This is a genomic window from Flavonifractor sp. (assembly GCF_019422385.1).
Classification (GTDB): domain Bacteria; phylum Bacillota; class Clostridia; order Oscillospirales; family Oscillospiraceae; genus Flavonifractor; species Flavonifractor avistercoris.
On record NZ_JAHZDL010000069.1, the window covers coordinates 1 to 14,072 of the forward strand.

The following is a 14,072-nucleotide window of genomic DNA, read 5'->3' on the forward strand; positions in this document are numbered from 1 at the left end:
GCCTTATCCTTCATCCTTTTTTATTCTCCTGTCCAATATGTATTGTACTCCTACAGTGGGCCCGATGGTATCGGGCCCACGCTTTATTGCGTAAAATAATGTTATATGGTATAATATTACCACTTATGTCCGACTCACAAACGGGAGGCACTTCCATGAAGCTGATGGTCATCGACGGCAACTCCATCCTCAACCGGGCGTTCTACGGCATCAAGCTGCTCACCACCAAGGACGGGCTGCCCACCAACGCGGTGTACGGGTTCCTCAACATCCTGCTCAAGCTGACGGACGAGGAAAAGCCCGACGCCCTGTGCGTCACCTTTGACCGGAAGGCCCCCACCTTCCGCCACCTGGCCTACGAGGGGTACAAGGCCCAGCGCAAGGGCATGCCCGACGAGCTGGCCGCCCAGCTGCCGGTAATCAAAGAAGTTCTGGACGCCATGAACATCCCCCGGTACGAGCTGGACGGGTGGGAGGCCGACGATCTCATCGGCACCATCGCCGCCCGGGACACCGCCGCCGGGTGGGACACTGTCATCGTCACCGGCGACAAGGACTCCCTCCAGCTGGTCACCGACGCCACCCGGGTGAAGCTGGTGTCCACCCGCATGGGGCAGACCACCACCAAGGAGATGACCCCCGACAGCTTCCGGGAGCAGTACGGCTTCGACCCCATCCACATCATCGACCTCAAGGCCCTCATGGGGGACGCCAGCGACAACATCCCCGGGGTGAAGGGCATCGGGGAAAAGACCGCCATGGACTTAATCCAGCGCTACCAGAGCGTGGCGGCCATCTACGCCGGGCTGGACACTTTAGAGGCCAAGCCGGCGGTGCTCAAAAAGCTGGCCGAGGGGGCGGAGCAGGCCAAGCTGTCCTACGAGCTGGCCACCATCCACACCGACGCGCCCATCGACTTCACCCCCGAGGACGCCCGGCGGAAGGAGCCCGACGGCCCCGCCCTGTACGAGCTGCTGCTCAAACTGGAGTTTGCCAAGCTCATCGACAAACTGGGCCTCAAGGCCGTCCAGGGGGACGCCCCGGCGGGGGAGACAGCCTTCTCCGGCGCCTGTGAGAGCGAGGTGGTGGCGGATTCCGCCCGGCTGGAGGAGCTGCTGGCCCTGTGGCGGGGACTGGACAGCGTAAACGTGCTGGCCACCCCCGACCTGAATGTGGTGTGCGTGGAATGGTGGGAGGGGGGAAACGCCTCCCGCGCCGCCGTCCTCCGCGCCGACACCCTGGAGGGGTACAACGAGGGCTTGAAGGCCCTCTTTGCCGCCGACATCAAAAAGAACGCCCACGACGTGAAGACCCTGCTGTCCCGGCTGCTGGACGAGGGGATCGCCGGGGAGGGCTTTGTGTTCGACACCGCCCTGGCCGCCTATCTGCTGGCCCCCACCGACGGCAGCTACGAGCTGGAAAAGCTGGGCATGACCTACTTCAACCAGGAGTTCCCCAAGGCCAAAGACACCTATCTGGCCGCCGACGCCTTCACCCCCCTGGCCGACCAGGGAGCGGTGCTGGGGGCCCTCATGAGCCACACCGCCCTGATCGGGGCACTGAAACAGGTTCTGGCCCCCCGGCTGGAGGAGCTGGGCATGCACGACCTCTACTACGGTGTGGAGCTCCCCCTCTGCCCGGTGCTGGCGGAGATGGAGCACATCGGCATGCTGGTGGATAGGCAGGCTCTGGCCGCCTTTGGCGCCCTGCTGGACGAGCGCATCCGGGCCGACGAGGCCCTCATCTACGACCTGGCGGGAGAGCAGTTCAACATCAACTCCACCCAGCAGTTCGGCCACATCCTCTTTGACAAGCTGGGCCTGCCCCCGGTGAAAAAGACCAAGACGGGGTACTCCACCAGCGCTGAGGTGCTGGAAAAGCTGCGGGGCAAGCACCCCGTTGTGGAGGCGGTGCTGGACTACCGGCAGCTGGCAAAATTGAAATCCACCTATGTGGACGGGCTGATGAAGGTGATCGCCCCTGACGGGCGCATCCACACCTCCTTCCAGAACACCGTCACCGCCACCGGGCGCCTCTCCTCCACCGAGCCCAACCTCCAGAATATCCCGGTGCGCACCGAGCTGGGGGCGGAGCTGCGCAAGATGTTCGTGGCCCCGGAGGGGAAGGTGCTGGTGGACGCGGACTACTCCCAGATCGAGCTGCGCCTGCTGGCCCACATCGCCGGGGATGAGCACATGATCGCCGCCTTCCGCTCCGGGGAGGACATCCACACCGTCACCGCCTCCCAGGTGTTCGGCGTGCCCCCGGAGTCCGTCACCCACGAGATGCGCCGCCGGGCCAAGGCGGTGAACTTCGGCATCGTCTACGGCATCTCCGACTTCTCCCTGTCCCAGGACATCGGGGTCACCCGGGCCGAGGCCAGGGAGTATATGGAGAAGTATTTTGAGAAGTACTCCGGCGTCCACGCCTATATGACGAGGGTGGTGGAGCAGGCCAAGGAGAACGGCTATGTGTCCACCCTCATGGGCCGCCGCCGGTGGCTGCCGGAGCTGAAATCCTCCAACTTCAACCTGCGCTCCTTCGGGGAGCGGGTGGCCCTGAACATGCCCATCCAGGGCACCGCCGCCGACATCATCAAGCTGGCTATGATCAAGGTACGGGACAAGCTGCTGTCTGAGGGACTGGAGGCCCGGCTGGTGCTCCAGGTTCACGACGAGCTGATCGTGGAGTGTCCCGAGGGGGAGACCGAGCGGGTGAAGGCGCTGCTGGAGGGGGAGATGGAGCACGTGGTGGAGCTCGCCCTCCCCCTCACCGCCGAGGCCCACGCGGGCCGCAGCTGGGCGGAGGCCAAGGACTGACGGAGAAAGGAGACCGGATGGACTATCTCGAGATCTGCCTGGTTTCGGCTGTCATCATCGCCGTGGGAATCTTCATGGTGCGCAAGCCGGAGCTGTGCTGGAAGCTGAAGCACTCCCTGGACACGGAGGGGGGAGAGCCGTCGAAATACTTTCTGGCGGCCACAAAGGTGTTTGGGACGGCCATGATCATCCTCCCGGCGGTGGTGATCCTGATCTCCGTCATCTCCCTGGTCCTGGAGGCCGCGGGCCTGGGATAGCGGCAAAGGAGGCTTAATCCATGGAACTGCGCCCCGTTCCCGCCGCCCACTGGGCGGACTGGTATGAAAAGGAGCTGTGCGCCGCCTTCCCCGCCTGCGAGTGCAAGCCCCTGGGGGACATCCGTGCCCTGGCGGAGGCCGGACGGTATGAGGTGCTGGGCCTGTATGACGGCCCCGATCTGCTGGGCTATGCGGCCCTGTGGAGCGCCCCGGACTGGCCGGGCTGTGTGCTGCTGGACTATCTGGGTGTCACCGCCGCCCGCCGGAACGGCGGACTGGGCGGCCGGCTGCTGGCGCTGCTCTCGGCGCGGCTGGCGGGACAGGCAGTGCTGATTATCGAGGCGGAGGCGGAGGACTCCGGCGGCCCGGAGGAGGAGCGGCCCATCCGCCTGCGCCGGCTGGACTTCTACCGCCGCAACGGCTGCACCCCGGTGTACAGGAGCTTCAACTGCGGGCTGGTGTGCCAGGTCTTTGTGCTGGGCCCCGCCCCGGCGGTCCTGGAGCCGGTGAAGGCCGCCCACCGGGCCATCTACGGCCCGGGCCGCCCAGACACCGTCATCGACCCCGCCCCCGGCCAGGTGCCGGAGGCCCCCTACTGGATGAAATGAGGTTAGACCTATGATTGCACAAGTTCTGCTCTGCCTGCTGGGGCTGGCCCTGGCGGTTCTGGGCGCGTACATGCTTCTCTTCCCCGCCCGGTTCAAGCGCCTCCAGTGGAGGCTCAACGCCATGGTGCGCCGGCGTCTGGCCTGGACTCGGCTGGCCGGCATGGCCGCCCTGCTGGTGGGCACCGTCCTCTTTGTGGTGCAGCTGGTGGGCCTGCTGGTGAACGCCCTGTTCGGCTGAGGGGGCGCCCATGGAGTATCAAATCATCCCCATGACGCCCGCCCAGCTCCCCCAGGCGGCGGCGCTGGAGCGGGCCTGCTTCTCCCACCCCTGGACGGAGCAGGCCCTGGCGGAGGATCTGGACAATGAGCTGCTCACCCTGCTGGCCGCAGTGGGGGAGGACGGAACCCTGCTGGGCTACGGGGAGGTACGCACCGTGCTGGACGAGGGCACCCTGGAGCGCATTGCCGTCGCGCCGCAGTTCCGCCGCCATGGAGCGGCGGAGGCTCTCCTGCGCCGTTTTCTGGACGACGGCAGGGAGAAGCTGGCCTTCCTCACCCTGGAGGTGCGGGCGGGCAATGTCCCGGCCATCGGCCTGTACGAGAAGCTGGGGTTTGAGGTGGTGGGCCGCCGTAGGAACTACTACCGGGAGGAGGGCGAGGACGCCCTGCTGATGACGGTGGTGCTCCGGCATGACGCCTGAGTTGCGCCCGCTGACTGAGCTCCAGCTGCGGCAGCTCTACCGGGAGCATGTGGCCAGGGATTTCCCGCCTGCGGAGCGGCGGCCCCTCTCCGCCATCCTCCGCCTGCGGCGGCGGGGGGACTACGATACCTGGGGCGTGTTTGAGGGGGACGCCCTGGCGGCCTACGCGTTCCTGTGGCGGGGGGCGGACTGCGCTCTGCTGGACTACCTGGCCGTGTGCCGGGACGCGCGGGGGCAGGGGTACGGCACCCGCGCCCTGGAGCTGGTCAAGGGGCAGTACGGCCCCGTGCCCCTGCTGGCAGAGGTGGAGGCCCCGGAGGAGAGCGCGCCGCCGGGGGAGAACGCCCTGCGCCAACGGCGGCTGCATTTTTACCGGCGGGCCGGGTTCGCCCCGCTGGGCTATCAGGCTGTCCTGTTCGGCGTGCGCTACGCCATGCTCTCCTGGCCCGCCGCGGACTCTCGGGAGGGGGAGCGGCTCCAGGCTGCCCACCGGGCCCTCTACCAGAGTGAGGTCCCGCCCCTGCTCTTCCGCCGGGTGATCCACATCCCGACTGAGAAGCCCACCCCAGCAAGAAAGGACTGATTCCGATGAATATTCTGGCCTTCGAATCCTCCTGTGACGAGACCGCTGCCGCGGTGGTGCGGGACGGCCGCACCGTCCTGTCCGACGCCATCGCCTCCCAGGCGGACATGCACGCCACCTACGGCGGCGTGGTGCCCGAGATCGCCTCACGCAAGCACGTGGAGGCCATCGCCGGCCTGACGGATCAGGCCCTGGAGCAGGCGGGACTCACCCGCGCTGACATCGACGCGGTGGCCGTCACCTACGCCCCCGGCCTCATCGGCGCCCTGCTGGTGGGGGTGAACTTCGCCAAGTCGGCGGCCTACGCCCTGGGGGTGCCGCTGATCCCCGTCCACCACACCCGGGGGCACATCGCCGCCAACTACATCACCCACCCCGAGCTGGAGCCCCCCTTTGTCTGCCTGTGCGTCTCCGGCGGCAACACCATGATCGTGGACGTGCAGGACTACATCCGCATGAGGATTTTGGGGGCCACCCGGGACGACGCCGCCGGTGAGTGCTTCGACAAGGTGGCCCGGGTGCTGGGAATCGGCTACCCCGGCGGGGCCCCTATGGATCGGCTGGCCCAGGGCGGGGACGACACCCGCTATGAGCTGCCCCGGGCCCACGTGGCCGGAGCACCCCTGGACATGTCCTTCTCCGGGCTCAAGACCGCGGTGCTCAATCTGGCCCACAACGCCCAGCAGAAGGGGGAGACCCTGGATCTGCCCGGCCTGGCGGCCTCCTTCGCCGCCGCCGTCAGCGACACCCTGGTGCCCCGCACCATGGAGGCCGCCAAACGCCTGGGCTACGGCAAGGTGGCCGTGGCCGGCGGCGTGGCGGCCAACACCCGCATCCGGGCGGACTTGGAGCGGGCCTGCCGCCGGAGCGGCGACAAGCTATACCTGCCCGAGCTGTCCCTGTGTGGGGACAACGGGGCCATGATCGGCTGCCAGGCCTACTATGAGTACCTGGCGGGCCGGCGGGCTGGCCTGGATCTCAACGCCTACGCCACCCGCTCTATCGAGCTGGGCTGAATAAAAAAGCATCCGCACACGGCGGATGCTTTTTTATCGAAAAGTGGGCCAGGCGGATATGAAGGCGCGGCGTCCCGGAGGTGCAGCGAAGCAGAAAAAATGCGTTATGTCTACTAAACTGACCGGCGCGGAAAGACGCCGAACTTCAATTGAAGCGGGTGGAAAATCCGGTGGATAAGTGGATAAAACCACAGGTGCCTAAGGGGGAAGGGGTGTGGAAAACAAGGTGGACAATGTGCATAACGCTCTGTAGAGAGCTTACATTGTAAAAATTATGTCAAGTAGATGGCAAGAAGAATAGTGTCCGGAAAGTGTGGAAAACTGGCCATAGAAGAGAAAATCCGGAACTTTCCTTCGGAACAGAATGCAGGACTCCCTGGGACGGAGGCGGGAAACACCCGGCCTGCAAGCGGAGAATTTGCAGTTCTTCCGCCATGGGGCAAAGGATTATACAGAGGGTATTGCCCCGTGCCGCGCCGCCCGGAGGCGGGGACGAAAAAAACCGCCGCGGCTCTGCCGCGGCGGTTTAAGAGTTTGCTGGATGCAGGCTCAGGCCAGCTTGGCCTTGGCCATCTCAGTGAGGGCGGTGAACGCGGCCTTGTCGTTGACAGCCAGCTCCGCCAGCATCTTGCGGTTGATCTCCACGCCGGCCTTCTTCAGGCCGTTCATAAAGGTGGAGTAGTTCATGCCGTTCATCTTGCAGGCGGCGGAGATGCGGGTGATCCACAGGGAGCGGAAGTCGCGCTTCTTCAGCCGGCGGCCGGTGTAGGCGTAGCTCAGGGACTTCATGACCTGCTCGTTGGCCATCTTGAAGTGCTTGCTCTTGGCGCCCCAGTAGCCCTTGGCCAGCTTGAGGACCTTATTTCTTCTCTTGCGCGTCATCATCGCGCCTTTAACTCTAGCCATTGTAAAAAGCCTCCTATATTCAGGTAAAGATTATTTGTAGGGGATCATGCGCTTGATGGCGGGCGCGTTGGTCTTGTCCGCATACGCGCCGGCGCGGAGGCCTCTCTTGCGCTTGGTGTCCTTTCCGTGGCCGTTGAGCAGGTGGCGCTTGTTGGCATGGGCGCGCTTGACCTTGCCGGACTTGGTCAGGTTGAATCTCTTCTTCGCGCCGCTGTGGGTTTTCAGCTTAGGCATGGTGGTAAACTCCTTTTCTGTTCAATTCAAAGTGCGGGCTCGCGCTCAGTTCTTCTTGGCTTCCTTGGCAACCTTGGGGGAGAGGAAGATGGACATGTGCCGTCCGTCCAGCTTGGGCTCCTTGTCCAACGCGGCGACCTCGGCGCACTGCTCCGCGAACTTGAGCAGCAGGCCCTTTCCGATGTCCGTGTGCGCCATCTCGCGGCCCCGGAATCGGACGGTGACCTTCACCCGGTTGCCTTCGGCCAGGAACTTCTGGGCGTTGCGCAGCTTCACGTTGAAGTCGTTCACGTCAATGCTGGGGGACATGCGCACTTCCTTGATCTCCACAATGTGCTGGTTCTTCCGCGCCTCCTTCTCCCGCTTGGTCTGCTCGAACTTGTACTTGCCGTAGTCCATGAGCTTGCACACGGGGGGATTGGCGGTGGGGGAGATCTTCACCAGATCCAGGTTGGCCTCCGCAGCGCGCTCCAGCGCGTCCCGGGCGGACATGATGCCCAGCTGCTCGCCGGTCTCAGAGACCAGCCGGACCTCTTTGTCACGGATCTCCTCGTTGATTTGATGACCCTGTTTGCTGATACGAAAGCACCTCCAATTCTCAAATGAACACAAAAAAACGGCTGCCAGAACGGCACCCGCATCACAGCCAAGCACACCCGGAGGAATTCCGTGTGCGCACAGCCCGATTAACCTCTTTGCCGTGGGCGGGAGGTGAGGAAGGGGGTACCGTTCCTGCTTTATTTTGCTCTGATATTATAGCAGAAGCACAGTTTGCTGTCAAGATAAATTTTTATTCCCGCCTACTGGTACTTTTTATTCCCGCCTACTGGTACTTTATTTCCGCCGACTGGTACATGATGAAGTACGCAGAAAAATATGGCGTCAGCCACGCCAGCCGGAAGTATAACAAAAGCCGGCCATACGTCTACTTCCGGAAGGTGCGCTGAGATGGAACCATGGAACCCCTGGCGTGCCGGTCCCGGCGGCCCCATAGCCATCCCAATCAGCACACAGAGGCGGAGATGAAGCTGATTCGAGACATGCGCCGCCGCAATCCAAATCTGGGTATGGTGGAGCTGTGGCACCGTCTGCGGCAGTGCGGCTACACCCGCCGCCCGGCCCGCTTTTTGTTCTGTCACACGGCCCTGCCCGCTGCCAGCATGTCCTTGCAGGCCTGCACGTCCTCCGCCGCCAGGGGGTGGAACTGCCCCAGGAGCGTGGCGTGGTAGGCCACCTGGGCGGCCTCCTCCACGTAAACGGCGGCGGTCATGGCGGCGGAGATGTCCCTGCCGCAGCAGAAGTTGCCGTGGTTGCGCAGCAGCACCGCCAGCCCATCCGCCCCCAGGGCCACGGTCACATAGTCCGCCAGCTTCTGGGAGCCGGGCACCGCGAAGGGAACCACCCGCATGGGGGCGAACTCCGCCTGGGGCGGGGTGGAGGGGGGCAGCTCGTCCAGACCCATGGTCATGACGGTGGAGTAGAGGGCGTGGGTATGCACCGTGGCCCCCACATCGGGTCGGGCCCGGTACACCGCCGTGTGCATGGGGGTCTCGGAGGAGGGCCTGTAGGGCCCGTCGATCCACTCCCCGGACAGGGTGACGATGGCGATGTCCTCCGGCTGCATGGTGTCGTAGGGCCGGCCGCTGGGGGTGATGGCCACCACATCCCCGCCGGGCTGCCGCACGGCGATGTTCCCCGAGGTGCCGTGGATCAGCCCCCGCGCCTGGGCCTCCCGGATGGCGCCCAGCACCTGCCGGCGGATCTCCTCATACTGCATATGCACACTTCCTCTTTCGTCCAAGATTGACTTCATTATAGCACACCGGACTGCCCCGCCCCCTCTCTTTCAGCCGCACGGCGGTCTCTGACGCCGGCCCTTGACAATTCCCGCCGTCTGTGTATGATGGAACTGAGAAAAGGAGGCATCCCCTATGGACTATCAGGTGATCGACCCGGCGGACTGGCCCCGGGCGGAGTATTTTGACCACTATCTGAATGCCGTCCCCTGCTCCTACAGCATGACCGTCCAGCTGGAGCTGACCGCCATACGGCGGGCGGGGCTGAAGCTCTACCCCACCATGCTCTACCTGCTGACCAAGACCGTCAACCGCTTCGGGCAGTTCCGCATGGCCTTCCGCCCGGACGGACAGCTGGTGCGCTACCACTCCATGTACCCCAGCTACACCGTCTTTCACCCCGAGACGGAGACCTTCTCCAGCCTGTGGACGGCCTATACCGACGACTACGGGGCCTTCTGCCGCCGGTATGCCGACGATCTGCATCAGTATGGCGATGGGGCGGGGATGTTCCCCAAGCCCGGAATGCCGGAGAACTGCTTCAACGTCTCCATGGTGCCCTGGGCCAGCTTTACGTCCTTCCACCTCCACACCGCCGACCACCGCTATCTGCTCCCCATCTTCACTCTGGGGAAATTGGAGGAGCGCGGCGGAAAGGCGCTCCTGCCCCTCGCCGCCCAGGTTCACCACGCGGTCTGTGACGGATTTCACCTGTGCCGATTCCTGGACGTCCTCCAGCAGGAGATGAACACACCGCCTGTCCCCTAAACTCAAAAGGTGCGCGCCGCAAACTGCGGCGCGCACCTTTTGTCGCTATTCCAGGTTGGTGTAGCCCATCAGGTACTCGTCCACCTGGCGGGCGGCGGCGCGGCCCTCCTGGATGGCCCACACCACCAGAGACTGGCCCCGGCGCATGTCGCCGGCGGCGAACACGCCCGCCACGCCGGTGTCGTAGCCCCCCTCCGCCGTCTGCACATTGGAGCGGGCCGTCCGGGCCAGACCGAAGGCCTCGGGCACGTAGTCCTGGGGGCCCAGGAAACCGGCGGCGATGAGCAGCAGCTCGCAGGGCAGGGTCTGCTCCGTGCCGGGCAGGGGCTTGTGATCCGGCCCCAGGCGGACGGTCTCCACGGCGGTGAGGGCGCCTCCCTCGTCCCGGATCAGCCTGGATACGGTGGCCTCGTAGATCCTCGGGTCATGGCCAAAGACGGCGATGGCCTCCTCCTGGCCGTAGTCGGTCTTGCACACCCTCGGCCACTCGGGCCAGGGGTTGTTCTCCGCGCGGCGGTCCGGGGCCTTGGGCATCATCTCCAGTTGGGTGACGCTCTCGCAGCCGTGGCGGATGCAGGTGCCCACGCAGTCGTTGCCCGTGTCGCCGCCGCCCACGATCACCACATGCTTCCCCTTGGCGGAGGGATAGGTGCCCTCCTGTAAGCCGGTGTCCAGCAGGGCCCGGGTGGTCTCCTTCAAAAAGTCCACCGCGAACCAGACGCCCTCTCCCTCCCGGCCGGGGAGGTCCAGATCCCGGGGATTGGCCGCGCCGCAGCAGAGCACCACCGCGTCGAAGTCCCGGCGCAGCTCCTCCGGGCTTATATCCTTGCCCACGTCCACGCCGGTGCGAAATTCCACCCCCTGGGCGGCCATCAGATCCAGCCGCCGCTGGACGATGGACTTCTCCAGCTTCATGTTGGGGATGCCGTACATCAGCAGGCCGCCGGGGCGGTCTTCCCGCTCGAACACGGTGACGGAGTGGCCCCGACTGTTGAGCTGGTCGGCGCAGGCCAGACCGGAGGGGCCGGAGCCCACCACCGCAATCCGCTTTCCAGTGCGGTTTTTTGGGGGCCGCGGCTTCATGAGCCCCCGCTCCCAGGCGTCCTCGATGATGCCCAGCTCATTGTCCCTGACGGTCACCGGCTCCCCGTGGAGGCCGCAGGTACAGGCCGCCTCGCACAGGGCGGGGCACACCCTTCCCGTGAACTCCGGGAAGTTGTTGGTTTTCAGCAGCCGCTCCAGGGCGTGGTGGAAGCTGCCGTGGTAGACCAGGTCGTTCCACTCGGGGATCAGGTTGTGGAGGGGGCAGCCGGACACCATGCCGCCCAGCACCGCGCCGGACTGGCAGAAGGGCACGCCGCACTCCATGCACCGGGCCCCCTGCCGCATCCGCTCCTCCCGGCCCAGCCGGGGGTGGAACTCGTTGTAGTGCCCGATGCGGGCCAGCGGGGCCTCGCTGGGGTTGCCCTGGCGGGTGTATTCCAAAAATCCAGTGGGTTTTCCCATGGTTATTCCCCCTTTCCCCGGGTGTTGGCGTAGAACGCCTCCACCTGGGCCTGTTCCCGGTTCATGCCCCGCTCCTCGTACTGGGCGATGGTGCGCAGCATCCGGTCATAGTCGTGGGGCAGGATCTTCTTGAACTTGGGCAGCCAGGCGTCGAAGTCGGCCAGAATCCGTTTGGCCTTGGGCGAGCCGGTGGCGTCCGCGTGGGCCTGGATCAGGCCCCTGAGCTCGGCGATGTCGTGCTGCTCGGTGACCAGCTCCATGGACACCAGGGCCTTGTTCAGCCGCAGGTAGAAGTCCCGGCCCTCGTCCAGCACGAAGGCCACGCCGCCGCTCATGCCCGCGGCGAAGTTGCGGCCCGTGGGGCCCAGCACCACCACCCGGCCGCCGGTCATATACTCGCAGCCGTGGTCGCCCACGCCCTCCACCACCGCGGTGGCGCCGGAGTTGCGGACACAGAACCGCTCCCCCGCCGCGCCGTTGAGGAAGGCCGTGCCGCTGGTGGCCCCGTAGAGGGCCACGTTGCCCACCAGGATGTTGTCCTCGGGCACAAAGGCGCTGTTCTTGGGCGGATAGACCACGATTTTACCGCCGGACAGGCCCTTGCCCAGGTAGTCGTTGGCATCCCCCTCCAGCTCCAGGGTCAGGCCCCTGGGGAGGAATGCGCCGAAGGACTGCCCCCCGCCGCCGGTGCACTTGACGGTGAAGGTGTCGTCGGTGAGCTCACTGCCGTGGAGGCGGGTGATGTCGGAGCCCAGGATGGTGCCCACCGCCCGGTCGGTGGAGGACACCGTCAGCTCCAGCCGCTTGGGCTCCCCCCGCTGGAGGGACTTGCCCAGCTTCTTCTCCAGCACCTTCAGATCCACCGTGTCCTCCAGGCGGAAGTCGTACACGTCGGCGGGGTCGAAGTGGGTCTTGGCGCCGGTGCCCACGTAGGGGTTGTTCAGGATGGCGGACAGATCCACCGTGGCCGCCCGCTCGTTCACCGCCGGATTGCGGACCTGGAGCAGGTCGGTGCGGCCCACCAGCTCCTCCACCGTTCGCACCCCCAGACGGGCCATGTGCTCCCGCAGCTCCTGGGCAATGAAGCGCATGAAGTTGACCACGTACTCCGGCTTGCCCTGGAAGCGCTTGCGCAGCTCCGGGTTCTGGGTGGCCACGCCCACGGGGCAGGTATCCAGATTGCACACACGCATCATGACGCAGCCCATGGTCACCAGGGGGGCGGTGGCAAAGCCGAACTCCTCCGCCCCCAGCATGCAGGCGATGGCCACGTCCCGGCCGCTCATCAGCTTGCCGTCGGTCTCCACCACCACCCGGGAGCGCAGGCCGTTCTGGATCAGGGTCTGGTGGGTCTCCGCCAGGCCCAGCTCCCAGGGCAGGCCGGCGTTGTGGATGGAGGTGCGGGGGGCGGCGCCGGTGCCGCCGTCATAGCCGGAGATGAGCACCACCTGGGCCCCGGCCTTTGCCACACCGGCGGCGATGGTGCCCACGCCCGCCTCGCTGACCAGCTTGACGGAGATGCGGGCCTGCCGGTTGGCGTTTTTCAGATCGTAGATCAGCTGGGCCAGATCCTCAATGGAGTAGATGTCGTGGTGGGGCGGCGGGGAGATCAGGGTGACGCCGGGGGTGGAGTGGCGGCACCTGGCGATCCAGGGGTAGACCTTGCCGGCAGGCAGGTGGCCGCCCTCGCCGGGCTTGGCCCCCTGGGCCATTTTGATCTGGATCTCCTTGGCGGAGACCAGGTACTCGCTGGTGACGCCGAAGCGGCCGGAGGCCACCTGCTTGATGGCGGAGCACCGGGCGGGATCCTGGAGCCGGTCTGGCTCCTCGCCGCCCTCGCCGGAGTTGGACTTGCCCCCCAGCAGGTTCATGGCCTGGGCCAGGCACTCGTGGGCCTCCCTCGAGATGGAGCCGTAGCTCATGGCCCCGGTCTTGAAGCGCCTGACGATGGAGTCCACGCTCTCCACCTCGTCGATAGGGATGGGCGTGTCGGCGTACTTCATGTCCAGCAGGCCCCGGAGGGTGTGGGGGCTGGTCTCGTCGTCCACCAGGGCGGTGTACTCCCGGAACAGGCTGTAGTCCCCCCGGCGGGTGGCCTCCTGGAGCAGGTGGATGGTGCGGGGGTTGTACATGTGATCCTCTCCGCCGGCGCGGGCCTTGTGCTCACCCAGGCTGTCCAGCTCCAGATTGGTGTCCAGGCCCAGGGGGTCAAAGGCTTTGGAGTGATTGCGGTCTACCATGGCCGCGATCTCCCTCAGGCCGATGCCCCCCACCCGGGAGACGGTATTGGTGAAGTACCGGTCGATCACGTCCCGGCTGATGCCGATGGCCTCGAAGATCTGGGCGGACTGGTAGGACTGGAGGGTGGAAATGCCCATCTTGGAGGCGATCTTCACGATGCCGTGGAGGATGGCGGCATCGTAGTCGGCCACGGCGGTGTGGAAGTCCTTGTCCAGCACCCCCTCCTCGATGAGGGAGACGATGGTCTCCTCCGCCAGGTAGGGGTTGATGGCCCGGGCGCCGTAGCCCAGCAGGGTGGCGAAGTGGTGCACGTCCCGGGGCTCAGCGGACTCCAGCAGGATGGACACCGCCGTGCGCTTCTTGGTGCGGATCAGGTGCTGCTCGATGGCGGACACCGCCAGCAGGGACGGGATGGCCACGTGGTTCTCGTCCACCCCCCGGTCGGACAGGATGATGATGTTGGCCCCCTCCCGCCAGGCCCTGTCCACCGCCAGGGCCAGGTGGTTCAGGGCCCGATCCAGGGGGGTGTTCTTATAGTAGAGCATGGACACGGTGGCCACCCGGAAGCCGGGCTGGTTCATGGCCCGGATCTTCATCATGTCGGTGGAGGTGAGGATGGGGTTGTGGATCTGGAGCA

At 65.6% G+C, this 14,072-nt stretch carries 15 protein-coding genes; 9 read left to right on the forward strand and 6 right to left on the reverse strand.

Annotated features, from left to right (window positions below; translation table 11 throughout):
• Positions 1–155: 155 nt before the first annotated feature.
• Genes polA through tsaD form a run of 7 tightly spaced genes read left to right on the forward strand, consistent with a single transcriptional unit; the run spans position 156 to position 5,984 of the window.
• Positions 156–2,819, forward strand: coding sequence for a DNA polymerase I (polA, locus tag QZ378_RS09500; protein ID WP_291258092.1), 2,664 nt, complete (start codon positions 156–158; stop codon positions 2,817–2,819).
• A gap of 17 nt (positions 2,820–2,836) precedes the next feature.
• Entirely contained in the window at positions 2,837–3,076 is a 240-nt protein-coding gene (locus QZ378_RS09505; protein ID WP_291258093.1) for a DUF6199 family natural product biosynthesis protein, read from the forward strand.
• Between the two features lie 20 nt (positions 3,077–3,096).
• Positions 3,097–3,684 carry a GNAT family N-acetyltransferase gene (locus QZ378_RS09510; protein ID WP_291258094.1) on the forward strand — a complete coding sequence of 196 codons (588 nt, stop codon included), beginning with the start codon at positions 3,097–3,099 and terminating at the stop codon, positions 3,682–3,684.
• Positions 3,685–3,694: 10 nt separating this feature from the next.
• On the forward strand, positions 3,695–3,922 hold the full coding sequence (locus tag QZ378_RS09515; protein WP_191380452.1) for a hypothetical protein: 228 nt from the start codon (positions 3,695–3,697) through the stop codon (positions 3,920–3,922).
• Between the two features lie 10 nt (positions 3,923–3,932).
• Entirely contained in the window at positions 3,933–4,385 is a 453-nt protein-coding gene (gene rimI / locus QZ378_RS09520; RefSeq protein WP_191380453.1) for a ribosomal protein S18-alanine N-acetyltransferase, read from the forward strand.
• Positions 4,375–4,968, forward strand: coding sequence for a GNAT family N-acetyltransferase (locus tag QZ378_RS09525; protein ID WP_291258095.1), 594 nt, complete (start codon positions 4,375–4,377; stop codon positions 4,966–4,968). Before rimI ends, QZ378_RS09525 begins: the two co-directional genes overlap by 11 nt.
• Positions 4,969–4,973: 5 nt before the next feature.
• Positions 4,974–5,984 (forward strand): tRNA (adenosine(37)-N6)-threonylcarbamoyltransferase complex transferase subunit TsaD, encoded by a 1,011-nt coding sequence (tsaD, locus tag QZ378_RS09530; RefSeq protein WP_291258096.1) that lies wholly within the window; start codon positions 4,974–4,976, stop codon positions 5,982–5,984.
• 549 nt (positions 5,985–6,533) lie between these two features.
• Here the strand turns inward: tsaD and rplT are convergent.
• The 3 genes from rplT to infC are packed head-to-tail and all read right to left on the reverse strand — an operon-like array spanning position 6,534 to position 7,736.
• Positions 6,534–6,890: a 50S ribosomal protein L20 gene (gene rplT, locus QZ378_RS09535; RefSeq protein ID WP_191403096.1), complete on the reverse strand. Its 357-nt coding sequence runs from the start codon at positions 6,888–6,890 to the stop codon at positions 6,534–6,536.
• A 30-nt stretch (positions 6,891–6,920) separates the two neighbouring features.
• Positions 6,921–7,124 carry a 50S ribosomal protein L35 gene (gene rpmI, locus QZ378_RS09540; protein WP_087236726.1) on the reverse strand — a complete coding sequence of 68 codons (204 nt, stop codon included), beginning with the start codon at positions 7,122–7,124 and terminating at the stop codon, positions 6,921–6,923.
• 45 nt (positions 7,125–7,169) lie between these two features.
• Entirely contained in the window at positions 7,170–7,736 is a 567-nt protein-coding gene (gene infC, locus QZ378_RS09545) for a translation initiation factor IF-3 (RefSeq protein WP_141242431.1), read from the reverse strand.
• A 59-nt stretch (positions 7,737–7,795) separates the two neighbouring features.
• On the opposite strand from infC, the gene QZ378_RS09550 reads away from it, so the two are divergent.
• Positions 7,796–8,071 carry a hypothetical protein gene (locus QZ378_RS09550; RefSeq protein WP_291258097.1) on the forward strand — a complete coding sequence of 92 codons (276 nt, stop codon included), beginning with the start codon at positions 7,796–7,798 and terminating at the stop codon, positions 8,069–8,071.
• Positions 8,072–8,259: 188 nt separating this feature from the next.
• On the opposite strand, the gene QZ378_RS09555 is transcribed toward QZ378_RS09550, so the two are convergent.
• Positions 8,260–8,901 (reverse strand): class II aldolase/adducin family protein, encoded by a 642-nt coding sequence (locus QZ378_RS09555; protein WP_291258098.1) that lies wholly within the window; start codon positions 8,899–8,901, stop codon positions 8,260–8,262.
• 154 nt (positions 8,902–9,055) lie between these two features.
• Between QZ378_RS09555 and QZ378_RS09560 the strand changes: the two genes are divergently transcribed.
• Entirely contained in the window at positions 9,056–9,688 is a 633-nt protein-coding gene (locus tag QZ378_RS09560) for a CatA-like O-acetyltransferase (protein WP_291258099.1), read from the forward strand.
• Positions 9,689–9,733: 45 nt separating this feature from the next.
• Here QZ378_RS09560 and QZ378_RS09565 read toward each other — a convergent pair whose 3' ends face one another.
• Entirely contained in the window at positions 9,734–11,194 is a 1,461-nt protein-coding gene (locus QZ378_RS09565) for a glutamate synthase subunit beta (RefSeq protein ID WP_291258100.1), read from the reverse strand.
• A gap of 2 nt (positions 11,195–11,196) precedes the next feature.
• The coding region (gene gltB / locus QZ378_RS09570) for a glutamate synthase large subunit (RefSeq protein ID WP_291258101.1) at positions 11,197–14,072 on the reverse strand (2,876 nt) is incomplete at its 5' end.